Here is a 24,515-nt window from a genome sequence, read left to right on the forward strand (position 1 = left end):
TTTTTGCCTCAATCATTTTCCTTTTTCTTATCTGTTTTAAGATTTTTTGTTGAAGACAGTATCGCTGAAACATTTTGAGGAGACAGAGTATCTGTTGTTCCCTTTATATGTTTCTTGGTAAGTGAGAATGTGAATACTGAACCTTCACCTTCCGTACTGACTACATCAATATTTTCATTATGTGCTTTAATAACTTCTTTGGTGATAGCAAGACCGAGACCGGTTCCCTGCTTATCCTTACCTCTTGAAGGATCGCCTTTATAGAATCTGTCGAAAATTCTCTTCTGAGTCTTTTCGTCCATTCCCACACCTTCATCTTTAACTGATACGAATATCTTTTCTTTCTTGTCTGTGATGGTAACAGTTATCTTCTTGCCTGAAGGAGTGAACTTAATGGCATTGTCTATAAGATTGTAAATAACCTGCTGAATCTTTGATTTATCAGCAGTTACAAGCGTATTCTCAACATGGTTGTTAAGATAGATTGCTATATTCTTATCAATACATTTCATTTCAAATGTATTGAGTGTAGGTTTAATGATATCAATAAGATCGAAATCCGAAAGCTTAAGATATGGACCGTATTTCTCCAATTTACTAAGCTCCAGAAGACCGGTTGTCAGCTTTGTGAGTCGCTGAGTCTCGTTAAGGATGATATTGAGATATCTGTCCTGCTTGTCAACCGGGATAGTACCGTCCTTTATAGCCTCTACATATCCTTTGATAGATGTAAGAGGAGAACGGAAATCGTGGGAAATATTTGAAATAAAGTCACGTCTGTAATCTTCGAGTTTTGATAATTCTTCAGCCATATATTCCATCGACTGCGCAAGCTGGCCAATTTCATCATCGGACTTGATCTCTGTTTTTGTATCGAAATTACCTTTTGAATACTCAGTGGCTACAGCCGAGAGTTTCTTTACAGGTGACATGACCTTTTTGGAAATGATCTGTATAAATGTAAAGGCAATAACAATAATTATAAGACATGGCAGATAAACAATACTGAAGATACTTCTGAGAAGAGTATTTACCTGAGTTGCAGGTGTATGTATAAGAAGTGTTCCTGCGAATGCAGGTTCATTTCTGGTCTGCACTTCATTAACTGTTGAATCCTCGCCATCGGAAGGGACAGTGTTCGTATACATCGGTATATTTACAGTTATCATGTCCTGTGAAAATACATTATAAAAGTTACCTGTTTCAGTATGTTTATTCTTCAACTGGAAGGTTCCGGATATCATGAAGATACCTGCCGGAAGCTTGTCTCGCAGATTACTATCAGATGAAGAAACTATGATTCCGCTTTTGTCTACATACCAGATATCTGAGTTAAATGTATTGGCAAAAATGTGGAAATCATATGTCAGCTGTTCATCTGTAATCTGTCCGTTGAGATAACTCTGGATGAAATTGTTAATTATAAATTCGCCTTCCTTATACATTGTATGTTCTTTTTCGGAAGTAAGAGTTCTTTTGGTTGAAATAGTTGTAAATGTAATAAGTATTCCGAAAGAGAATATAAGTATAAGCAGGAATGATAAATATATCCTATCAAAAATCGAATGTTTCATATTATCTTACCTCAAATTTATATCCTATACGCCATACTGTAGCAATTGTCCAGTTATACTTATCAGATAATTTTTCACGAAGTCTTTTAACATGAACATCAACGGTTCTTGTATCGCCCATGAATTCATAACCCCAAAGCTGGTTAAGAAGCTGCTCACGGGTAAATACCTGGTTTGGACGACTGGCCATAAAGTAAAGAAGCTCAAGTTCTTTAGGCGGCATTTCAACATGATGGCCTTCAAGTGTAACTGTATAATGAGATATGTTTATGATCAGGTTATCATATTCAACATATTCGCCGTCATGATCATAATTGGCCTTGCCGATAGGCTTATCTTCTGAGGCAGGTTCGTCCTTACTTATAGTTGCAGAACGTCTTAATACCGCATGAACTCGCGCAACAAGCTCATTGGAATCAAATGGTTTCATGATATAGTCGTCGGCCCCCATCTTAAGACCGAGAACTTTATCAAATACTTCACCCTTAGCTGAAAGCATGATAATAGGTGTGCTGAGAGTTTTTCTTATCCTCTGGCAGACCTCATATCCATCGATGCCCGGAAGCATGAGATCAAGAAGTATAAGATCGGGCTTGAAAGATTTTACTTTTTCAAGCGCAGTCTCGCCATCATTTGCTATATCTGTATCAAAACATTCTTTCATAAGATAGAGTGAGATAAGTTCTGCTATATTTTCATCATCATCGACTATAAGTATTTTTTGTTTAATCATCATGCACCCCCTGTTTGTTAAAATGATACGATGGTTACACCGGCATCGCCTTCACCGAATTCACCGAGTCGGAAGCTCTTTACGTAAGAGAGGCGTTTCAGGTGGTCGTGGATACCCTTTCTGAGGGCTCCGGTTCCTTTACCGTGGACAATACGAACATTTTCAGCATGTGAAAGCATTGCATCATCCAGGAATTTATCGAGTTCAGCTACAGCTTCATCTACGGTTTTTCCAAGAAGATTAATCTCAGGTTTGAAACTGTAGGATTTGTTGAAATTATGATTTCCGGCAACTTTCTTGCCTGCCTTTTCTTCTTTGACATCATCAATGATTATGAGGTCAGAGATAGGAAGACGGGAGCTGAGGATACCCATACCAACAAGGGCGGTACCTTTCTGATCCGGAAGTTCGAGGATATGTCCCTCAGTATCAAGGCTTATAACTTTTACAGTATCTCCGATATGGAAATCCTTCGCTTTATGTCCGGAAGTAACCTTGCCGGATGTTTCCTTCTTGCCGTTTGAAAGTTTTTCTGCTTTCTCTCTTAAGTTGGTACGAAGCTTCTCCATACTCCTTGCATCTGCAGATGTAGGATTTTTAAGCCATTTATTGTAATCTCTGATTGCACTGTCAGCTTCTTCCTTGGCATTTTCAAGTATTTCCCTTGCTTCTTCGCGTGCCTTGGAAAGAATTCGCTGTCTGTCTTCATTTGCAGCCTTTTCACGTTCGGAAAGGCGCTTCTTAAGATCTTCTATCTCAAGACGGCTCTTGGCAATCTCTTCTTTATCGCGTTCAGCCTCTCTTCTTGCTTTATCAAGATCGGCTATAAGCTCTTCAACATTGACAACATTTTTGTCAATTCCCGAACGGGCTCTTTCGATGATCTCATCCGAAAGACCGAGTTTCTTTGAAATGGCAAATGCATTTGACTTACCCGGAACACCCATAAGAAGTTTATATGTTGGCTGAAGTGTTGAAATGTCAAATTCACAAGAAGCATTTTCAACTCCGGGTGTTGCGATAGCAAAGCTCTTCAGCTCACTGTAGTGGGTTGTGGCCATTACAGTTGCTCCTTTTTCCTTGAGATTTGAAAGGATTGCTGTTGCAAGTGCTGCTCCTTCAACAGGATCTGTTCCGCCACCCGGCTCATCAAAGAGACAAAGGCTCTTATCATCCGAATGATTAAGTATATATACAATATTGCTCATATGAGATGAGAATGTAGAGAGGTTCTGCTCTATACTTTGTTCATCACCGATATCAGCAAAGATATCAGTATAGATAGAAAGCTTTGTTCCGTATCTTGCAGGAATATGCAGTCCTGACTGAGCCATCAGCGTAAGAAGACCGAGGGTCTTAAGTGATACGGTCTTACCACCGGTGTTTGGTCCGGTAACTATAAGAAGAGTGCAGTCTTCACCGAGTCTAAGATCGATAGGAACAGCAGTCTTTCTGTCCAGAAGAGGATGTATGCCGGACTTGATATCGATGATTCCGTCTTCGTTGAGGAGTGGCTCAGAACCGTCATATGAGTTGCTGAACTTGGCCCTTGCAAAGATAAAATCAAGATCTGTAAGAAGTTTAAAGCATTCCGTAAGCTCTTCAACATGTGAAGCACAACGCTCCGAAAGTTCGGTAAGTATACGTTCTATCTCGATATGTTCTTCATTTTCAAGCTCTCTTATATCATTATTGAGATTAACTACATCAAGCGGCTCGATAAATAATGTTGAACCTGTCTGAGACTGATCGTGGATCATGCCGGGAACCTTTGAACGGTATGCCGACTTTACAGGTATACAATAACGACCGCTTCTTGTTGTGATCAGAGAGTCCTGAAGATAATCCTTTGCCGCCTCCGAGTGTATAAGTTTTTCAAGCTTCTGTCTGATCCTGTTATATGAAATCTCAATATTCTTTCGTATCTCTTTTAATGCTCTTGAAGCATCATCTGCAATCATATCAGTTGAAATGATACAGCGCTTTATTTCTGATGATATTTCAGGAAATGCGGTAACAAGGCTGAAGTAGCTGATAAGACTGTCGCTTATAGGAGCGTCGCCTTCAGGTCTTTTCTCACTGTAACTGATCACTTCGGCAGCTGTATCAAGCATTGAAGCGATTCCAAGGAGCTCTGCAGCCGAAAGCGGAGAGTTGATGGAAAGCAGTTTAAGTGAAGCTCCGATATCCGTAAGTCCGGAGAATGAAAGGTTACCGTTTTTTCTGATCCTTTCTGATGCATCACGTGTTTCTTCCTGAAGTGAGCGTATCTTCTCGAGCTCCTTATACGGAAGGAGTCTGAGACAGCGTTTTTTCGCCATCGGAGATGCTGCATATTCAGAAAGCATATTAAGTATTTTGTTGTATTCCAGTATTCTTAAAGTTCTTTTATTCATGTTAAATATAATACCATATTTACATATTTTTTGTACTAATTTTTCTTAAATACTTATGAAAAAGAAAAATATAAAATGACGAAATTTTAAATTGGTGTTATAATGGTGCATCGAATAACGTTTAAATCATTCTGAAAGGTTGATCGAATATATGTCAGAAGTAAAGAAACAACGTGGACAGAGCTTCGTTAAGGCCACTACTATCATGGCGGTTTTAAGCCTTGTATCGAGCTTCCTTGGAATAGTTCGAAATATGGTAATGAATGCTATTTTCGGACTTGGTACGGATCAGGACTGTTATCAGGCGGCATTTCTTATTCCGGATCTTATATTTATGATGCTGGTAGGCGGTGCTCTTAGTTCTGCATTTATACCTATATTCAGTGTTTATATTTCGAATGGTGAAGATGATAAGGGATACAGAATGGCAAGTACCATAATGAACCTTGCAATCATATTTGCTTTTGGTCTGTGTCTTATCGGTGAGATTTTTACACCACAGCTTATGAGGATCATAACAAAGCTTACAGGTGACAGATTCTGGCTGGCTGTCAAGCTTACGAGAATTATGTTCTTCCAGTGCTTTTTCATGTGTTTATGCGGCGTTGCCCAGGGTATATGTCAGTCATACAGAAATTTCACTCCTTCATCTGTCGGTGGTGCTTTATATACATCATGTACGGTTGGTATAGGATATTTCTTATGGAAATTTTTTGGATTCGGTATCGAGGGATTTGCCATAGGTGTTGTTATAGGTGCTCTTGTGAACTTTCTTGTTCATATCAGGCCTATGAAGAAAGAAGGATTTAGATATTATCCAAAGATTGATCTAAAGCAGGAAGGCGTTCGAAAGTTCTTCGGACTTTTCTGGCCGATGCTTCTCGGTATTTCCGTAACCCAGATCAATCAGGTTGTAATAAAACGTTTTGGTTCGGGACTCGGAGACAGCGTTCTTTCCGCTATGGGAAATGCCACAACAATTACAGAGCTTCCGGTCACCCTTTTCGGAGCTACTATTTCACTGGCTGTTTTCCCTGCAATGTCACAGCATTACGCTTCGGGACAGGTGGATGAATATAAGAAAGACCTTTCTCTTAGTATGAGAACCATGATGTTCATCACAATACCTGCTTCAGCAGGACTTATGGCTATAAGAGAGCCTCTTATAAGAGCTTTATACAGACAGGGAATGTTTACGGAAGAAAATGTTCATGCCGTTTCTGTTCTTATGATCTTCTACATTATCGGTATAGTCGGATATTGTTGCAGATCTGTATTTTCAAGAGGTTTTTATGCGATAAATGAAACTAAGGTTCCGGTAAGGATCAACATAACAATCCTTACGCTTAATATTATCCTTAGTATGATATTTGTTAAATTCTGGAAAGCTAAAGGATTGGCACTCGCTTATTCCGTTGCAGGTCTTTGCAGTATGACTCTTCTTGGTTTCTTCCTTAAGAGAAGAATAGGAAATATGCGTGGCCGCGAGATGTTTGTATCATTTATAAAGAGTCTCATCGGAAGCTGCGTAATGTTCATTGCATTAATTCCGATAAGGAATTATCTTATGGACGTAATGCCTCCTGACAGAAAGCTGATACAGATAGCTCATGTTGCTATACTTATAACTATCGGTGCGATCATCTATGCTGTAATGGCATTGATACTTCGCATGCAGGAAGTGTCGGCAGTTACTGATTTTATGAAGAAGAAGTTTAAAAAGAAGAAAGCTTAGTAGAAATTTAAGAGGAAAGCTTAACAGGAAATGAATATAGATTACGAGATTAAAACAGATAATGACGGTATTGATTTTGAAGAAGTTGCCGAAATACTTCATTTTCATGGATTGAGTGATCTCGATACCGAGACGCAGAAAAAAGTATTTTTAAATAGTTATGCGGTTGTATATCTTATATCCGAAGGAAAGATCATCGGACTTGGAAGAGCTATCTCGGATGGCGTTTGCCAGGCGGCGATATATAATATTGCCGTACGGGATGAATATAGAGGAAATGGTCTTGGCAAAGTTATAGTTGATGAGATCTTAAAGCAGGTTGAAGGATGCAACGTTATCCTTTATACTCATCCGAAACATTTCGGGCTTTATGAACATTGGGGCTTTTCAAGACTTAAGACAGCATATGCTATATATCCGGATGCGGATCATTACAGAGAAGCAGGATTTATTGACTGATCGGCTGAGGCTGAGATAATGAGAGGAAACAGGTGATAATATGAATTATTTACTGTACTGTATTAGAAGAATTGATTTTAAAAACTGGATGAGAGTATCGAAGAATGTTGCAAAAAGAGCTCATAAGCCAAGAGCACTTATACTGCTTGATATGGCTCAGTGCGGTCTTCGTTATCAGATAGGATATAATGATTATGACTGGGATGATTTCTATATGCTTAATCATAAGCAGCGTAAGACTATGCTCTCACGAGGAATCAACAATAAGATCATAGCAAAGTATAACAACAGAGAATTCTACAAATATTTTGATGATAAGGGCCTTTTCTATAAGACTTATGATGAATTCCTTCACAGAGACTGGCTTGATCTTCGTTATGCAGATCAGGAAGATTTAAAGAAATTCATTGAGAAGCATTCTGAGTTTATTGTAAAGCCTGCAGACGGACATGGCGGAGCAGATGTAGAAAAGCTTTCAGCTTCACCTGAAGATGCAAATGAACTTTACAAAAAGCTTCTTGATAAGGGACAGAATCTTGTTGAAGAGATTATTGTTCAGCATAAGGAAATGGGAAGACTTCATCCTGAATCCGTAAATACAATGCGTATCTTCTCATTCTTCGATGGTGAGAAGGGACACATCGTTCAGGCAGTTCTTAAAATGGGAAGACATAATGCCATAACTGATAACTTCAGCGGCGGCGGACTTTATACTTTCCTTGATAATGATGGCGTGGCTCTTTATCCTGCTACCAATTCAGATGGCGAGATTTATGAAGTTCATCCACAGAGCGGAACTGACATAGTAGGATTTAAAGTTCCTTTCATTAAGGAAGCATTCAAGATGGTAGTAAAGGCATCAGCCGTCACTCCTGAGATGAAATATATCGGATGGGATGTTGCTGTTACAGAAGATGGCCCTGTTATAGTAGAGGGTAACAATATTCCGGGTGTATTTGAACCTAGAGGCCGTTTCCTTAAGGGAAAACCGGGATGCCTTGTTCGTTACAGAAAATATATGGATATATAATCATAAAGAAGTCCCCCGGGACTAAATATCTTAGTCAGTCGGATTTGATCCGGCAAGACGAAAGATATTTGGCTCCGGGGGATTTTTATATCATCCATAAGGATTCTTTGTCAGAAAGTCATTTCTTGACTAGAAATTCATATACCATAAATATTTTGCTTCATCCTGATTCCATGCGTTTTTTATTTTTTTAAAAAAACAAAAATTCATACACCTTGTAATTATTAGATTGAAACAGGACATTTTAAGAGATATGATATAAAGTGTAACTGATCAAAATGTATCAGTTTCAAGAAAATGAAGCAATTTGCGGCTCATTTTTTTATATTTGGGAGTTGCCACCTGCATGTAGGGAGAAGGAGTTTTTATGTGGATAGCTATTTTTGGAATTGCCCTGTTTCTTATGTTAGGAGCATTAATATATATATTTAAAAGATTCAGATATTTCCGGTTTGTCCAGAAATTCTCTAAAGAAGATAAGAAGATGTCCGGTCTGATAAGGCTCATTCCTATAGTCGGATTTGTCATATATGGTATTTTTGATCTGGTAAATGCGGCAATCGTTTTGATCCATCTTGCAATCATATGGATGATAGCAGATCTGGTTGCTTTTATTCTAAAAAAGATAACCTCTGCCGGTAAGAAGGAAGATGAAGCAGTAAGTGAGACGGCAGCAGTAAGAGAAGAGGCAAGTGAGGCGACAGCAGTAAGAGAAGAGGCAAGTGAGACGGCAGCAGTAAGTGAAGTGGTGAGTAAATCGGCGAGTGAGCCGGCAAGCGATAAGAAAGTATATTGGCCGGGCCTTATAGCTTTCGCGGTAACGTGCATTTATCTTACGATAGGATATTATTTCGCCCACCATCTTTATGAAACAGACTATAATCTCAGATCTGATAAGGATATCGGTGGAAAGCTTGTGATCGCTCAGGTTTCGGATTCTCATGTAGGTGCAACATTCGATGGAAATGGATTTAAGAAACGTCTTGAAAGAATCCAGAAAAAGAACCCTGATATTCTTGTTATAACAGGAGACTTTGTTGATGATGGAACCACAAGGAAGGATATGGAGATTTCCTGCAAGGCGCTAGGAGATTTTAAGGCAAAATACGGTGTTTATTTCATTTATGGAAATCATGATAAAGGATATTATAACAGCAGAGATTTTAGTGTGAGTGACTTGGTTCGAGAGCTCGAGAAGAATAATGTTTATATTCTTCAGGACGAAGCTGTGCTTATCGAAGATAGATTTTATCTTGTGGGAAGACAGGATGCGAGTGTCGAAAACAGGATGGAAATAAAAGATATCGTGAAAAATCTCGATAAGGATAAATATATAATAGTGCTGGATCATCAGCCGAATGATTATGATAATGAAGAAGCTGCGGAGGTCGATCTTGTACTTTCCGGTCATACTCACGGTGGACAGATGTTTCCTATCGGAATTATCGGAGAAAAGCTTTTCAAGGCGAATGATAAGACATACGGTCTGGAAAAAAGAGGAAAGACAACATTTATAGTTAATTCCGGGATTTCAGACTGGGAGATAAAATTTAAGACAGGAACCATAGCTGAATATGGTATTATAACTATTGAAGGAAAATAAAGGCCGGAATGTACACGCAATTATTTTCCGGTAAGACTAGTATATTACCAAAGAATAAGAGGAAAATGATATGTATAAAATATACGTGATTGAAGACGAAAAATCCATCAGAGACGATCTTGTAACATTTTTGTCGAATTCCGGATATGACGCCGATGCATTGACAGACTTTAAAAATGCTAAAGAAGAAATTATTAAAGCAAATGCCGATCTGATTCTCATGGATATTAATATTCCATATCTTAACGGGCAGATGCTTCTTGCAGAATTACGAAAAGAAATTGATACCCCGATAATAATGGTAACAAGTAAAGTTTCAGAGGCAGACGAAGTTCTTTCCATGAGCTTTGGTGCGGATGATTATATTACGAAGCCGTACAATCCGACAATACTTCTTTTAAGGATATCGGCAGTATTGAAAAGATATAATAAGAATACTGTATCATCCGGTACTCAGAAATACGAAGGACTTGATGTGAATGTTGCTAAAGGCAGTCTGACCGACGGCGAAAGAGAGTTGATACTTACCAAGAATGAAATGATCATTTTTGAGGCGCTTCTTGAGAAGAAGGGTGAGATTGTTTCAAGAGACTATATCATGGATAAACTCTGGAACAATGAAGAGTATATCAATGATAATGCGCTTACGGTGAATATAAGCAGGCTTAGAAGTAAACTGGCTGATTTTGGCATTCCGGATGCGATTGAGACAAGAAAAAAGCAGGGGTATGTTTTAAAATGAAATTTATATCTTATTTAAAGGATAAATTGTACAGTATTATTATATATTTTGTTACTATGCTGCTTATCATGGCATTCTTGAGTGTGGTAGGAACACATTTGAGCTTTATCATTGCAGTTGAGATATTGTGCCTTCTGGCATGGATAAGTATAACGGTTATTGATTACTCCAGAAAAAAGAATTTCTATAATGAAATCATCAACAAAGTAGATACGCTCGATCAGGCATATCTTGTAAATGAGATAGTTGAGGAGCCAAACTTTTATGAAGGTAAAATTTTCTATGAGATCATTCAGACCACGGATAAATCAATGTATGAAAATGTCGCAAAGGCAAAAAGATACAGTACGGATTTTAAAGAATATATAGAAATGTGGATCCATGAGGTAAAGCTCCCGATAGCAAGTCTTGTTCTTAAAGTCAATAACATGAAAATGAATGATGAAGAAGGAGAAAGCGAAGGATTCTCGGAGATTCTTAATCGTCTCAACAATATGATCGACCAGGTTCTTTATTATGCAAGATCAGAGAATAGCGAGAAGGATTATATATTTAAAGAGGTTAAGCTTGGTAAGGTCATTAATTCCGTTCTTCAGAGGAATCGTCTTGATATACAGGCAAGAGATGTTGAATTGGATGTCAGGGATGTTTCAGAAAGCGTTCTGACAGATGCTAAATGGATGGAATTTATCATAGGACAGTTTTTGAGTAACAGTCTCAGATATACAGCAGGAAAGAAGCAACCGAAGATTTCTATTTACTCTGAAAAATCCGGAGATGATATCATACTTCATTTCAAAGATAATGGTATAGGTATTCCGAAAGAAGACATTAAAAATGTGTGGGAGAAATCATTTACCGGATCAAACGGAAGATGGGAAACCGATTCTTCCGGCAATATGAGTTCAACAGGAATGGGACTTTATATCGTAAGAAATTTATGCAATAAAATGGGGCATAAAGTTGCGGTGGAATCTGTTCAGGGTGAGTTTACGGACTTCATGATATATTTTGGGAAAAATGATATGTATAAGATTGGCGATAAGTAGTAAAGCACCTTGACAAGGGATACTTTGCGGATTAAAATCTCGTTGTTTAAAAATATATTACCGGCGTAAGGAGACATAAACAATGAGATACAGAAGCAGAAGTATGAGACGTATGTTTAGGAGACTTGTAGCAGGCATACTTATTGCAGGGACGGTTTTTGACCTTGGTGCAAGACCTGTTTTAGCGGCAGGAGGCGGCACCGTAAGGCATGAGGCGCAGATATCGTATGATCGAGAAGATGAAGGTTATCAACTTCAGGATAGTCAAACCGATGATAAAGATTCAGGCGATTCATCAGATAAAGGGTCAGATAAAAAATCGGTATATCTCAAAAAAGAAGACTGGAAGGGACTGGAATATGCCCTTTTCTCAGCTGGCGATAAAGAAAATTTAAATCTATATCTTGATAAGATAAATGTAAAAGGTTCTATTCATACGAATAGTGCCTTTTATTATAGTGGCAGCAAATTCAGAGTCAGCGACGCACTTGAAGCATCTAAGGGAATAAATATATACGCAAATACTGATCCTGAAAATTTCTCAGTTAAATCACAGGCAGCCAATTCGGCAAAAATCGAAATGCCTGATATCACAAAAATCATCATATCTGACATTGAAGAAAATACTTGGGATAAATATAAATCCGGAAAAGTATTCAGTGGTAAAGATATAAATCTGTCAAAAAATGTATATTCGGACGGAGAACTTACCATCAGTGGAAATAAGCTTGCATCAGAAGGAATGATCGTTGCAAAAGAAAATATAATGGTGGCAGTGGATGAAGCTCATTCTGTAAAGAAAGCTGATAAAGAATCCTGTGACGACAATAATAAAGAATCCGGTGATGATGAAAAAGATAATAAAAATGATGACAAGGAAGAGAAAACCCTTCCTTGTTTTATCATGTCTGAAAATGGAAATATAAGTATTTCCGGAAACAACATAACACTTGATGCGGTAATCTATGCACCTGACGGAACTGTTCAGATTAATGCAAATGAAATCCACTTGAACGGAAGAATCATAGCTAAAAATATAAATATCAGCGGAAGTCTTTTGGAAGTCAATACGACTGCTATGGATTTTGATGTGTTACCTGAAGTTGATGAAAAAGATGATGAATCATCAGAGGCAACAACAGAAGAAGTGACAGAAAAAAACACAACAGAAGAGGTTACTGAATCTACAACAAGTGAGGACACTACTGAGAAAGTAACAATAGAAGAGATAACTGAAAAACCAACGACCGAAGAAGTAACAGAGAAACCGACAACAGAGGAAGTAACAGAAAAACCAACGACCGAAGAAGTAACAGAAAAACCGACAACAGAAGAAGTAACAGAGAAACCGACAACAGAGGAAGTAACAGAAAAACCTGTTACAGAAGCTCCAACAACAGAAGAAGTTTCTGCAAAAAAAATCAAGTATGTTATTTCAGATATTAAAGAATCATATAAGTTTGACAACATTACTCTCGATGAAGAAATTTCCTTAGAGAATGACACAGAGCTTGATGGAAGCATAGATATTGACATAAAAAAAGAGGAAAAGGCAAATGATTCAGCTGTTTTCTTTAGAAATAATCATGCTTATTTTGTGTCGAATGATTTAAGAACATGGAAAGATGCGGAAAAAGTATGTGAGGATATGGGAGGCCACCTCGCATGTATAAATGACGGGGGCGAAAATGAGTATATAAGATCTATAATCCAGCAAGTAAGTCCTAATGGATATACCGCAATCGGATTTACAGATGAAGTAAATGAAGGCGAGTGGAGATGGATTAACGGTCAGCCTGTAACATATACACGATGGGATATAGAAGAACCTAACAACGGTTTTGGGGGTCAGAATTATGCATACATGTATGATGATGGTACCTGGGATGATGGAAAAAGTGACAGAGATAGATACTATATATGTGAATGGGATGATGTAAAGAATTTTGGTATGTTCGAGACAAATGCAGTGATCATCTGCATTACAACGGACAAAGATGTGATCATAGATAAAGACTTTCTTGAAAAGAATAAAGCGGTAGTAGATGATACGAATCCGGATGAGACAAGCATATATTGGAAGGTTGATCTTAAAGAAAACTCTTCAATCAAGATACCTATAAGTTATGACAAAAATATAATATATAAAAATATAAACAATGACAAAATGCATGATGGTACAGAGAATGATACAAGTCATGAAAACATACCGGAAACAGGAAAAACTCTGATAAAAAGTATAAAGATAATCTATGCATACAATGGTGAACTGAAAGAAGGTCAGCTCAAAAGTGTAAATGCCCAAATAGATGATGAGGTATTAAAACTTACATCAGGAAATATAGATGATATCACTGAAGGAAAAAGCATTTCGGATGATTATAAGAAAAAGCTATCTGAACTGATTGAGTATCCATTTTTCAATATATTTCTTGATAAATCATCATATGTAGACGGTGAAGATATCAATGTGACAACTGATATAAATAAGATCCTTGGGGATAAAGATAAGATCAGAATCTTTGTTAACAGAACTGAACTTTTCCCGGAAATGGTAGATGGAAAATTCAGTATAAAAGGACTGGATATCGGTAATTATACACTGAAGATTAAAGTGGAGAAAGAATCGGGATGCTCATTCACAAGAGAGGTGTCCTTTTATGTTTATGGAGAACCGCCGGCTGTTAAGATCAGTTACGATAAAGATAAATACTATGACAATGATGATGTAACTCTTTTTGTAGATGATGCATATAGCATTACGGCCTGCAGATTCGATAATGAAATACAGGATGTAAATGAAGGGGATAAATCTCTTACATTTGAGAAAGTTAAAGGCGGACTTCATAACATTGTTCTTACAGTGTCTTCTGAAAATGTAAAAACAGAAACCTTATATCTTTATCTCTATGTAAATCAAGTGAAGATTGGTCCGAAGTTAAATGATGAAGCAGTTAAGTATGATGTGACATCGCAGATAACAGGAATAAGATTCAGTGAAGATGAAAAGTATATTGAAATTCTGGGAAGTGCCGGTGCAGAAGGATATCTTGATAGGTCTGTACTTTCTTATTCGTGCATTAATACGGAAAAAGAAAGCTATATCTTAATCTCAGAAGATGTTGAGGATAAATATGACACAGTCCTTGGAAAGATAAATGTTGAAGATCTAAAAGATGGACAGTACAGCATCCTTCTTAGTGTTACAGATATTCTTGGAAATACTGCAAGAGGAAGGGCGGCATTTACATATGAGGAAGGTAAGGAACTTACTATATTGATTCCGAAGGGATCGCAAAATATCAGTGGGGAAGATTCGGGTAGTGAATCCGGAAATGATGAAAATCCGGATGTTCAGGAGAAATATAAAAATGATCATGAATCACCGATAACAGATATAAGCTCACCTGATGAGACAACTGAAATAAAAGATAAACTTACTGTCATAGGAACGGTAAGAGATGAAACGGCTCTGGAAAAGTATGAGCTTACACTAAATAAGGTTATTAATAAGGATGAGAAAAACAAAACTGATAATACAGAATCAGAAGATGCTCTTGCTTCAGAGGGAGATGCTCTTGCCTCAGAGGGAGATGCCACACTTTGCCGAGTCATTGCAACAGGTACAGAACCGGTTAATGAGGGGGTACTGGGTGAAGTAGATATAAATGAATTAACAAATGGTCACTATATCATCCGCCTTGAAGCCTGGGATAAGAACAAAAACAGCAGCTTTGCAGAAGTTGATATAACTGTCACAAAGGATGTGCAGGCCGGTGACGGAGAAAATAGTACAGAAAAGATAGAAGAAAAGACAGAAGATATAACAACTGAAAATCCGGGAGAAGAACCGGGAACAGAAGAACTGCCTGAGGATCCGAAGGATAAGGATAAGCCGGTTGTTCAGTTTACAGCGCCTGAAAGTGGCGATTCATTAAAAGTGCCGACAGAGATCATAGGAACGGTATATGATAATGAGTCATTAAGTTCATGGAAACTTGAATACAGAAACTCTGCAGATGAAGAGAAATATAATAATGCAAACAGAACTGAAGGAGTGGATAAAGCAACAGATAATCACGAGATTCAAAACAAAACCACATCCGAATCATCAAGTGAAAATGATGGATATATCCTCATCGCAGAAGGAAAAGATGAAATAAAAAATGCATCCCTTGGTACCCTCGATACAACTATGTTAAATAATGGTCTGTACGAGATAAGACTTACTGCAAAGGATAAGGGACAAAATGTAAGCAGAGTTTCAAGATATGTTTATGTTGAAGGAAACTTAAAAGTCGGAAACATGAATATCGGATTTACTGATCTGACAGATAATTTCGGCAAGCTAAAGGTAAATGTTAACAGACTCTATGACAGTAGGAATAAGGAAAGTAAAGATTTCGGATATGGCTGGAATTTAGACATATCAGGGATGAAACTTATAGAAAGCCATCCGATCACAGATGGATACAACATGTCGATAGACGGTGCAGCTTTCAACATGACATACAGGATGTATGAAACAGTAAGTCATGATGTGATGATAACTTACGGTGATGGAAGCAGTGATAAATTTTCGCTTGTCATAAATAATGGAATAAGCAGGCTTACTCCGGTTTCTGAAGTGAGCTTTGGTTATCGCTGCGTAACAAATCCTAAGAATAAGCTGGAGATACTCACAGATACAACAGCTGTTTACGAAGGTGGAAGTCTTGCATTTGTTGATGATGAAGTTTATTCATCATTGACTTATAAGCTCATCTCAGAAGATGGAATGAGCTACTACATAAATAAAGAAAATGGCGTGTTCCGAATAGAAGATAAAGACGGTAACGCTATAAGTGTAGATAAAAATGGATATCACAGCGAAGACGGTTCAGGAATCACATTTGTCAGGGGTGAAGCAGGAAGAATCACGTCAGCGACAAATTCAACCGGTAAAAAGATTGAATACATTTATGATAAAAATGGCAATCTTAGCGAGGTGGTAGATTCATCAGACAGAAGTGTCAAATTTACATATGATGATAAGCATAATCTGACCGGAATCACAGATCCTACAGGCAAAAATGTTGCAAGAAACGAATATGATGACGATGGACGCCTTATAGCAACGATAGATGCAGATGGTAACAGAGTAGAATTCAATCATGACATTGAAGGCCGTGAAGAGGTTATCACTGACAGACTCGGAAACAGTACGATTTACGTATATGATGACAACGGAAATGTAATAGCAAAAACTGATGCAAACGGAAATACAGTTAAGACAACATATGATGAATACGGAAATATACTGACTTATACAGATGCAAGAGGAAATGAAACTGTATCAAAATATGATGACAAGGGAAATCTGACTTCAGTAAAAGATGCAGAGGGAAACAGCATTTCCGTACAGTATGATGCAGAGAACAGACCTGTAAAACTTGTTACAGTTGATGATGCAGTCATGCATATCAGCTATGATGATAAAGGCAATGTCACAGAGACAACAGATGTAGATGGAAGTGTTATACAGTACGAGGTGGATAATGACGGAAATGTAACGGGCATAACTGATGAGATCGGAAAGGTAATATCATCAGAATACGACTCTCATGGAAGGGTTATAGCTTCAACAGATGCTGCCGGAAACAGAGTCGAATATACTTATGACAGTCAGGATCATAAGCTCACAGAAACTTATACAGTCATAACACAGGAAGGCGAGAAAGAAAGGACAATAAAATATAACTACAATGAGGCCGGAGAACTTATAAGTACGGAAGATCCTGATGGAAATATAAGTACAGTTGAAAGAAATATCCTTGGATATGCATCAGCTGTTATTGATTCTGAAGGACATAAAACGTCATATGAGTACGACGTTAACGGAAATGTTGAAAAGGTTACATATCCGGACGGAACAAGTGAAAGCTTTACTTATGATGCTGAGAGTAATCTTATTAAGGCAGTAAGCAGAACAGGAAATATAGCTGAATATACTTACGATAAGGTTGGAAATCTCAAAAAGATTGTGGATGCAAGAGGGAATGAGACTCTTTATGATTATGACGAAAACTACAATCTAACATCTGTAACATATGCTACAGGAGCGAAGATCAGTTATAAGTATGACAGCCTGAACAGGAATACCGAAGTAACGGATAATGACGGAAATACAACATATTTTGCATACGACTCAAGATCTCTTCTCACATCTGTAACAGATGCGAAGGGTAATGTAACTCGTTATGAATATAATGCAAAAGGCGAGAGAGTAAAGGTAATCTACCCTGACGAAACATCAGTATCTATCGGCCTTGATGTAAGAGGACGAGTAACATCAAGGACAGATGTATCAGGAGGTACAACTTATTATACTTATAACAACATTGACAGACTTATATCCGTAAAGCAGCCGGATGGAGCAGTAACAGAATATACCTATGACAGGACAGGAAATCTGCTTTCATTTAAGGACGCAAAGGGAAGAGTCACACGTTATGAATATGATGAATCAGGAAGAGTTATAAAAACTGTCATGCCTGATGGAAGTGAAACTTCAGTCGAGTATGATAAACACGGTTATGTTATAAAGACAGTCGACATGGACAAGTCTGTGACAACATACAGTTATGATGATCTTGGAAGAGCGGTAGCTGTTCAAAAGAGCGGAATAAGGAATGAAAATGAAGTAAAGGAAAAAGCTGAATATAAATATGATAAGCTCGGAAGAGTCGCTGAGATCATTTATACAAAGAGTGGATATTCAGATAGAGAAAATCCGAATAATTATACATCAAGAGTTGATTATACATATGATAAATTTGGCTGCATAACAGAAAAAACATATGACAACGGTCAGAAGGTTTCATATGGATATGATAAATTCGGAAGAATAAATGAAGTCAGTGTAAATACAAAGAAACTCACAACCAAGTATGAATATGACGCTATGGACAGACTGGTAAGAGTCATAAGTCATGATGGAAAAGCTACGGTATATACATATGATGAAAATGGAAACCGAAGCACAGCCAAGTATGCAAATGGAATAACGATCACATATACATACGATGAGTGTAACAGGCTGAAAATTGAAAAGGTAACAGATAAAAATCAAAAACTGATATCAGAGTATAGATATACCACAGAAAAAGGTGAACGTACAAAAGTAAGTGAGAAAGACTCTGACGGAAAAGAAATCGAAACAGTCTATAAATATGATGAATGTTCTAGACTTCTGTCAGAAAGTATATCAGTTAAAAAATCTGGCGAAGAAGATGTTACTGATATACAATATACATATGACAGCGTAGGAAGCAGAATATCCAAAACTGTCAACGGATTAAAAACTGAATATAGTTATAATGAGCTTAACCAGTTGATCGGTGAGAAGATAGTTGGCGAAAATGCCTCAGATGATCAAAGCCAGAATTCATCAGATAACAGTAAGACGTCAAATACAAACAATGATTCGTCAAGTGATGTAGATTCATCATATGACACTGTATATCGATATGACAAAAATGGAAACCTTATCGAGACTGTAAGTAAAGACAAGAAATGCACATATACATATGACCTGTTCAATCGTATGACAGGTTACACGGATGGTGTAGTAAACTACACTTACACATATGATGCAGAAGGTGTGAGAAGAACTAAAACCTGTTATTCAGGTGATCACAGCACAACAGTGATGTATATAACAGATACACTTACAGAATTCTCACAGACACTTGCAGAAACTGATGAAAATGGACAGATAGGTACATGTTATACTTCAGGATTTGAACTTATAGGCAAAACAGACTTTATCTATGAAGTTAGTGGCGGTTCGAAAGATAAAATTGAAAATGAATCGGTAACAAATGATAGTACCGTAGAATTAAGTAATGAACCGAAACACGAAGACAGCTACTATATCCTTGATGGTCATAGTGATGTAAGAATGGTTCTTGGTTCATCAGCTGAAGTTAAGGCATCATATAGATATAGTGCATACGGTGAAATCCTCGAAGGAACAGCGGATTTGGAGGATGGTTACTATTATACCGGAGAATATATGGACTCCGAGACAGGACTCTACTATCTCAGAGCGAGATACATGAATCCTGCAACGGCAACATTTACTTCTATGGACAGCTACGCTGGTAATATCTACGATCCTGCGTCCCTGCACAGATACCTCTATGCAAACGCAAATCCAGTAAAATACACAGATCCAAGCGGACATAAGCCTTTTTTGCAAGTAATGGTAGCTGTCAGTATAAAGGTTATCCTTTCGGCGGCGGTAACATCATGCATCATGGGAGTTATCGGCGGAATTGTAAGTGCAGGTTATGCAATAGTTAAAGGTGGTGATGGTAGGCAGGTCGTAAGTGCGTTTATCGATGGCTTTAGATCCGGTGCAAAGATCGGAGCCTATCTTGGAGCACTGACTGCTTTTGTTTCATATTATTTCTCAATAAGCATAATAAAGGCTAGCGCAGCTGTCGCGCTTAGCCATGACGGTGCTATTGCCTTGGCGGAATTTGTAATCGAAAGAGATGCAAAAAAACTAGCTAAACGGGTGCCTTTCATTCTTCTTGATATAGTGTTTTTCAGAGCGGCATGGATTAGCGAAGCAAAGTCATTTCTGCCTGGGTATGATGGCCATAAGGGAAGTATAAGTGAGTATAATAGCAAGATGGCTGAGTATTTAGATGAGGCAGGAGGGGATAGACCCAATATAGATATAAAAATAAAATCTCAGCAGTTAGGGAAAAAATGGGGAAAGCATATGAATGATTATCCTGATATCTCGTCTTATACCGAATATGAAGAAAAGGTTAAAGATATATTCAATGATCCTGATAAAATAATTTTAGATTCAGCAAATGGTGAATATTTATATATTAAAGGAAAGGATTTACTTAGAATAAAACTGAGTGGTGAGTTTGTAAGTCTATATCCTGGTGTTGATTCAAGTAGGGTGGCAGATGCTTTGAATAAAGGAGGGTTACTGTGGGAGAAGTAGTGGAAATTAGTATGTTAGGGAATAAATTAGATATATATGCTCAGTTATTGAGATTTTTAACTGACTATATTAACGAGGACTATACCATTCAAAGTATACAAGCAATAGATAATTGGAAATACGATAATTTAGTTTCGTTGAATTCGTTTTCAGATATTAGCGAGGTTGTCAAGGACAAAATTATATGCGTTACAATAAAGACAAAAAATAAATATATAGGAATATCCGTTGAAAAAAATAAAAATCTATTTAATGTAGAAGGGTGGATTAATTCTAATGAGGAGATTAAGGGGCGAGAATATGATATATTTATTAATACTTTTGTTGATACATTTAAGCATAATAAATCAGTGAAAGTTTGTGGAATTGGAAAGGAGATATATGTAGATTTTAATCTGGGTGTTGGTCAAGCAATTGAAAATGCTCACAATATTGATGTATGGTTAATCAATAGTGATGAAAATATTAATTTTAGAAGAATAAAGCAAAAAGTGATATATATTCAATAATGGTCAGTGACAAAATCAAAAAAACAGCAATATTGGAGGGGGGCTTTGCAACATTTAAGGGTCAGATTTATAAACTTTATTTCCGATAATTGTAGTGACAAGTAGGTGTTTTTAAGCTTTTAAATAATACCCAAATATGATAAAATAAAAATGTGTAATGGGGTTTATTTGAATATTTGGAGGGGTCATGTTTGGGTATGTAGCATCTTTGTCAATTTTGGCATTGGCGGTTATAATATGCATCATGCGCTCGTACGGAAAGAACAAGAAAATTGCAAAGACCGTGCGAGTTATTCTTTATGCGCTCCTTCTTCCGGTGGCAACCAATTTTGTGATGGCAATATCCATCAATAAGCAAACTCATGAAATCTTAAATATAGTTTATTTCATGAGTGTGGATGTGTTGCTTTATTTTCTTATGAAGTATGCTTACGAATATAGCGACTACAGTTTCAAGAAGATAAAGTACTTATGTATGTTGGTGCTGGCGGGGGATATGGTGAGCCTTGCATTTAATCCGTTCAAACATCATACGTTCACCTTGTTAAAGGTTGTAGACAATAATAAGGTCAAGTATGCCGTGATTTCAGAATGGTATAATTTTGTACATCTGAGCATATCATTTGTCTTTATTGTTGCGCTGCTTGTTGTTTTTGCGATTAAAATGGCTCATGTATCAAAACTGTATTTTGAGAAATATCTTGTTATTGAACTGGCTTTGGGATTCGTTGCTATTTGGGAATTCTACAGTGTGCTTCTTGATGAATTATATGATAGGTCTATCATTGGTTATGAGATTGCGGGAATACTTATCTATTTCTTTAGCATAGAGTATAATCATGTGCTTTTGTCACATCAGATGTTTGATAAACTCGTGACAAATGTATCCGCTCCGACATTTTTCTTTGATGACAGTCACAATTGTATTTATATGAATCCTGTTGGAATGGAAATGTTCAATATAGATAAAGATGATTTTGAGAAGCCGAAGAAAGTAATACTTGATTTCCTCGAGAAGAATAATAAAATTGATTCGGATGGATTTCAAATAAAAATCCCTTTTGTCAAAGAGGATGGAGAACATATATTCCAGACCGAATATAAGAAATTATACGATAAGAAAAATGAACTGATAGGTTCTTACATCATTTTCAGCGATGTAACCGATGATGAGAAGAAGGCGGAATTTGAGCGCTACAGAGCAGATCATGACAGCCTCACAGGGCTTTATAATGACAGCGCTTTAAAGAGAAAAATCGAAGAGAGACTGCGTGAAGATCCGGATACGGAATATTATATTGTTACGTCTAACATAAAAGAATTTAAGATAATAAATGATGTATTCGGTCGGGCATCCGGTGATGCGCTTCTGAAGCAGTGCGCCGAAATTTTAAGTAAGATATCCGTAAACGATGAAATATTCGGAAGAATAGGTGCTGACAAGTTCGGACTTCTTGTGCGTAAGGAGTTATTTGATGAGGAATTATTCCTTAAATCCAGCAAGGATATGGTGAAAATTCCGGAAAATGAAGATTATCCGCTTATAATACAGATAGGTGTTTATGAAGTGGTTGACAGAAATATGCCTGTTTCAGCCATGTTTGACAGGGCATATATGGCAATGAGCAGTATTAAAGATGATGTAAATATCAGGATTGCTTATTATGAAAATGAAATGCGTGAAGATCTGGTTTGGGAGCAGAAGATACTCGGAGAGCTTGAGGATGCAATCAAGGAAAAGCATCTTCTTCCTTATCTTCAGCCGCAGGTTGATGTTGACGGCAAAATCGAAGGTGCAGAAGTACTTGTAAGATGGCGCCATCCTCAAGAAGGTCTGCGTATGCCGGGCAAATTTATAAATGTTCTTGAAAAAAATGGTAAGATTGTCAACCTTGATATGTATATTTGGGAAGAAGCCTGCATAATTCTTAAGAGTTGGAAGGAAAGAGGCTTTGACAATATGTATCTTTCTGTTAACATATCACCTAAGGACTTCTACTATGTAGATTTGTATGAGGTATTTATGAAGCTCATTGAAAAGTATGAGCTTGATGCTAAAAATCTGAGACTGGAAATTACAGAATCAGTTGTAATGAATGATATAGAGCAGAAGCTTCTTGTTATAAATAAGCTTCGTTCTGCAGGATTCCTTATAGAAATGGATGATTTCGGAAGCGGATATTCATCACTTAACCTTCTTAAGGATCTTCCTGTAGATATACTTAAACTGGATATGGTTTTCCTTAAAGAGACCAGAAATCCGGAAAGGGCAAAGATAATTCTTCAAGAGATAATAAATATGGCTCGTAAACTTATAATTCCTGTAATCTCGGAGGGCGTTGAAACCGAAGAGCAGGTTTCATTCCTGTCTGATATGGGATGCGGAATGTTCCAGGGATATTATTTTGCAAAGCCTATTAGTCTGGAAGAATTTGAAGAAAAGTATTTAGTAAAAAATGAATAACAGTGATACTGAAGAAAAAAGCAGAGCAGAGAAAATAACCGAAGAAGAGACAAAAGATGTAAACAGGGAGAAGAATTCGGATTTCGCCGGATGGTTCATGTTAAGCCGCGTTAGGCAGGAATTATTTGGCGTAGCTATGATTGGTGTTATACTTTTGCACATCTGTCAACAGATCGAAAAATGCGGAAAAGGCAGTAAGCTATATAGATTTGGATTCTTATATGATCTTATGTTTAGCAGCTCGGGAGTTGAGATATTTCTGATGCTTTCCGGCGTGGGACTTTGTTTTTCTTATCATAAAAATAAAAATCTTATAGCATACTATAAGAGAAGATTTCTAAGGATTTTAGTTCCGTATGTGATATTCGCAATTCCGTTTTGGCTGGTCACAGATCTTGTTATAGAAGATAAAAAAATGAATGATGTCTGGGAAGACTTCTTCTTCGTAACATTTTTCAGGGGTGAAAAAACAACATTTTGGTTTATTATATTCATACTGGCTATGTATATAATATATCCTCTTCTTTTCAAGCTTTTCTGTTACAGGACAGGAAAAGAGAAAAGTAAGAGTGAAAGAATGCGGCTAATGATTATTGCTTTGGTGCTGATCGTTTCCCTTTATATGTTGTTATATTTGACAAAAAAGGTGTGCCCGATATTTTATAACAATATTGAGATAGCGATATTAAGAATACCTGTATTTGTATATGGTGCATATATCGGAGAAAAAGTTTACAGAAGAAAAATGCTTTCCGTACTTGATATTCTGTTACCTGTGATCGGAATGATACAGAAGATGGTACTTATTGTCGACAGGGCTGACAGAAAAATAGACATCAAGAGGGTTTTTAATGCAAGACTTACAGCATTTCTCTACAGTACAGCACTCATATTAATATTTGCGCTTATACTGGATATGCTTAAGTCAGCGGACAAACTGAAAATACTTAGAAAATTTTTATGTATTATCGGAAAATATTCTCTCGAACTTTATATAAGTCACATTATGATAAGAAGAGTCATGATAGGGCATTATGGGAATAGAGGCTTCGTTGAAAGACTTTATATTTTTATCCTGGCAACGGCTGTTTTGGCTTATATAATCAAACTCGTGAGTCAGCTGATATTCAAAAAAATTTACAAAAAAATATAATCTTATAATTGATATATTTGTGAATTTAGATTAAAATAGAAAGTAGCTGTATAGTATA

13 protein-coding genes are annotated in these 24,515 nt (G+C 37.1%); 10 read left to right on the forward strand and 3 right to left on the reverse strand.

Annotated features, from left to right (window positions below):
- Positions 1-8 precede the first annotated feature (8 nt).
- The 3 genes from B5D25_RS02055 to B5D25_RS02065 are packed head-to-tail and all read right to left on the reverse strand — an operon-like array spanning position 9 to position 4,703.
- Positions 9-1,574, reverse strand: coding sequence for a HAMP domain-containing sensor histidine kinase (locus B5D25_RS02055; RefSeq protein WP_078786091.1), 1,566 nt, complete (start codon positions 1,572-1,574; stop codon positions 9-11).
- A gap of 1 nt (position 1,575) precedes the next feature.
- Complete coding sequence (locus B5D25_RS02060; protein WP_078786092.1) at positions 1,576-2,310, reverse strand: response regulator transcription factor; 735 nt, start codon at positions 2,308-2,310, stop codon at positions 1,576-1,578.
- Positions 2,311-2,324: 14 nt separating this feature from the next.
- Positions 2,325-4,703 (reverse strand): endonuclease MutS2, encoded by a 2,379-nt coding sequence (locus tag B5D25_RS02065; RefSeq protein WP_078786093.1) that lies wholly within the window; start codon positions 4,701-4,703, stop codon positions 2,325-2,327.
- Positions 4,704-4,854: 151 nt separating this feature from the next.
- Between B5D25_RS02065 and murJ the strand changes: the two genes are divergently transcribed.
- The 10 genes from murJ to B5D25_RS02115 all read left to right on the forward strand — a co-directional run bounded on the left by murJ (position 4,855) and on the right by B5D25_RS02115 (position 24,457).
- On the forward strand, positions 4,855-6,438 hold the full coding sequence (gene murJ, locus B5D25_RS02070; RefSeq protein ID WP_078786094.1) for a murein biosynthesis integral membrane protein MurJ: 1,584 nt from the start codon (positions 4,855-4,857) through the stop codon (positions 6,436-6,438).
- Positions 6,439-6,468: 30 nt separating this feature from the next.
- A complete protein-coding gene (locus B5D25_RS02075) occupies positions 6,469-6,897 on the forward strand; it encodes a GNAT family N-acetyltransferase (protein WP_242870162.1) in 429 nt (142 codons plus the stop codon).
- A 40-nt stretch (positions 6,898-6,937) separates the two neighbouring features.
- Positions 6,938-7,927, forward strand: coding sequence for a sugar-transfer associated ATP-grasp domain-containing protein (locus B5D25_RS02080; protein WP_078786095.1), 990 nt, complete (start codon positions 6,938-6,940; stop codon positions 7,925-7,927).
- Between the two features lie 367 nt (positions 7,928-8,294).
- Positions 8,295-9,530 carry a metallophosphoesterase gene (locus B5D25_RS02085; RefSeq protein WP_078786096.1) on the forward strand — a complete coding sequence of 412 codons (1,236 nt, stop codon included), beginning with the start codon at positions 8,295-8,297 and terminating at the stop codon, positions 9,528-9,530.
- 70 nt (positions 9,531-9,600) lie between these two features.
- Positions 9,601-10,272 carry a response regulator transcription factor gene (locus tag B5D25_RS02090; protein WP_078786097.1) on the forward strand — a complete coding sequence of 224 codons (672 nt, stop codon included), beginning with the start codon at positions 9,601-9,603 and terminating at the stop codon, positions 10,270-10,272.
- Positions 10,269-11,321: a sensor histidine kinase gene (locus B5D25_RS02095; RefSeq protein WP_078786098.1), complete on the forward strand. Its 1,053-nt coding sequence runs from the start codon at positions 10,269-10,271 to the stop codon at positions 11,319-11,321. Before B5D25_RS02090 ends, B5D25_RS02095 begins: the two co-directional genes overlap by 4 nt.
- Positions 11,322-11,403: 82 nt before the next feature.
- Complete coding sequence (locus tag B5D25_RS02100; RefSeq protein WP_078786099.1) at positions 11,404-20,331, forward strand: lectin-like protein; 8,928 nt, start codon at positions 11,404-11,406, stop codon at positions 20,329-20,331.
- Entirely contained in the window at positions 20,319-20,840 is a 522-nt protein-coding gene (locus B5D25_RS02105) for a hypothetical protein (RefSeq protein ID WP_078786100.1), read from the forward strand. The genes B5D25_RS02100 and B5D25_RS02105 overlap by 13 nt, the downstream gene beginning before the upstream one ends.
- 187 nt (positions 20,841-21,027) lie before the next feature.
- Positions 21,028-23,304 carry an EAL domain-containing protein gene (locus B5D25_RS02110; protein WP_078786101.1) on the forward strand — a complete coding sequence of 759 codons (2,277 nt, stop codon included), beginning with the start codon at positions 21,028-21,030 and terminating at the stop codon, positions 23,302-23,304.
- The gene (locus tag B5D25_RS02115) at positions 23,297-24,457 is read left to right on the forward strand and encodes an acyltransferase family protein (protein WP_078786102.1); all 1,161 of its coding nucleotides are present in this window, start codon (positions 23,297-23,299) and stop codon (positions 24,455-24,457) included. The genes B5D25_RS02110 and B5D25_RS02115 overlap by 8 nt, the downstream gene beginning before the upstream one ends.
- The last annotated feature ends 58 nt before the right edge of the window (positions 24,458-24,515 follow it).

The sequence above is a fragment of the Eubacterium ruminantium genome, assembly GCF_900167085.1.
Taxonomy (GTDB): domain Bacteria; phylum Bacillota; class Clostridia; order Lachnospirales; family Lachnospiraceae; genus Eubacterium_Q; species Eubacterium_Q ruminantium.

Coding starts and splice junctions, on each gene's coding strand:
- B5D25_RS02075 (WP_242870162.1), top strand. CDS start 6,469: ATGAATATAGATTACGAGATTAAAACAGATAATGACGGTATTGATTTT.
- B5D25_RS02060 (WP_078786092.1), bottom strand. CDS start 2,310: ATGATGATTAAACAAAAAATACTTATAGTCGATGATGATGAAAATATA.
- B5D25_RS02085 (WP_078786096.1), top strand. CDS start 8,295: ATGTGGATAGCTATTTTTGGAATTGCCCTGTTTCTTATGTTAGGAGCA.
- B5D25_RS02100 (WP_078786099.1), top strand. CDS start 11,404: ATGAGATACAGAAGCAGAAGTATGAGACGTATGTTTAGGAGACTTGTA.
- B5D25_RS02080 (WP_078786095.1), top strand. CDS start 6,938: ATGAATTATTTACTGTACTGTATTAGAAGAATTGATTTTAAAAACTGG.
- B5D25_RS02095 (WP_078786098.1), top strand. CDS start 10,269: ATGAAATTTATATCTTATTTAAAGGATAAATTGTACAGTATTATTATA.
- B5D25_RS02065 (WP_078786093.1), bottom strand. CDS start 4,703: ATGAATAAAAGAACTTTAAGAATACTGGAATACAACAAAATACTTAAT.
- B5D25_RS02115 (WP_078786102.1), top strand. CDS start 23,297: ATGAATAACAGTGATACTGAAGAAAAAAGCAGAGCAGAGAAAATAACC.
- B5D25_RS02055 (WP_078786091.1), bottom strand. CDS start 1,574: ATGAAACATTCGATTTTTGATAGGATATATTTATCATTCCTGCTTATA.
- B5D25_RS02110 (WP_078786101.1), top strand. CDS start 21,028: ATGTTTGGGTATGTAGCATCTTTGTCAATTTTGGCATTGGCGGTTATA.
- murJ (WP_078786094.1), top strand. CDS start 4,855: ATGTCAGAAGTAAAGAAACAACGTGGACAGAGCTTCGTTAAGGCCACT.
- B5D25_RS02090 (WP_078786097.1), top strand. CDS start 9,601: ATGTATAAAATATACGTGATTGAAGACGAAAAATCCATCAGAGACGAT.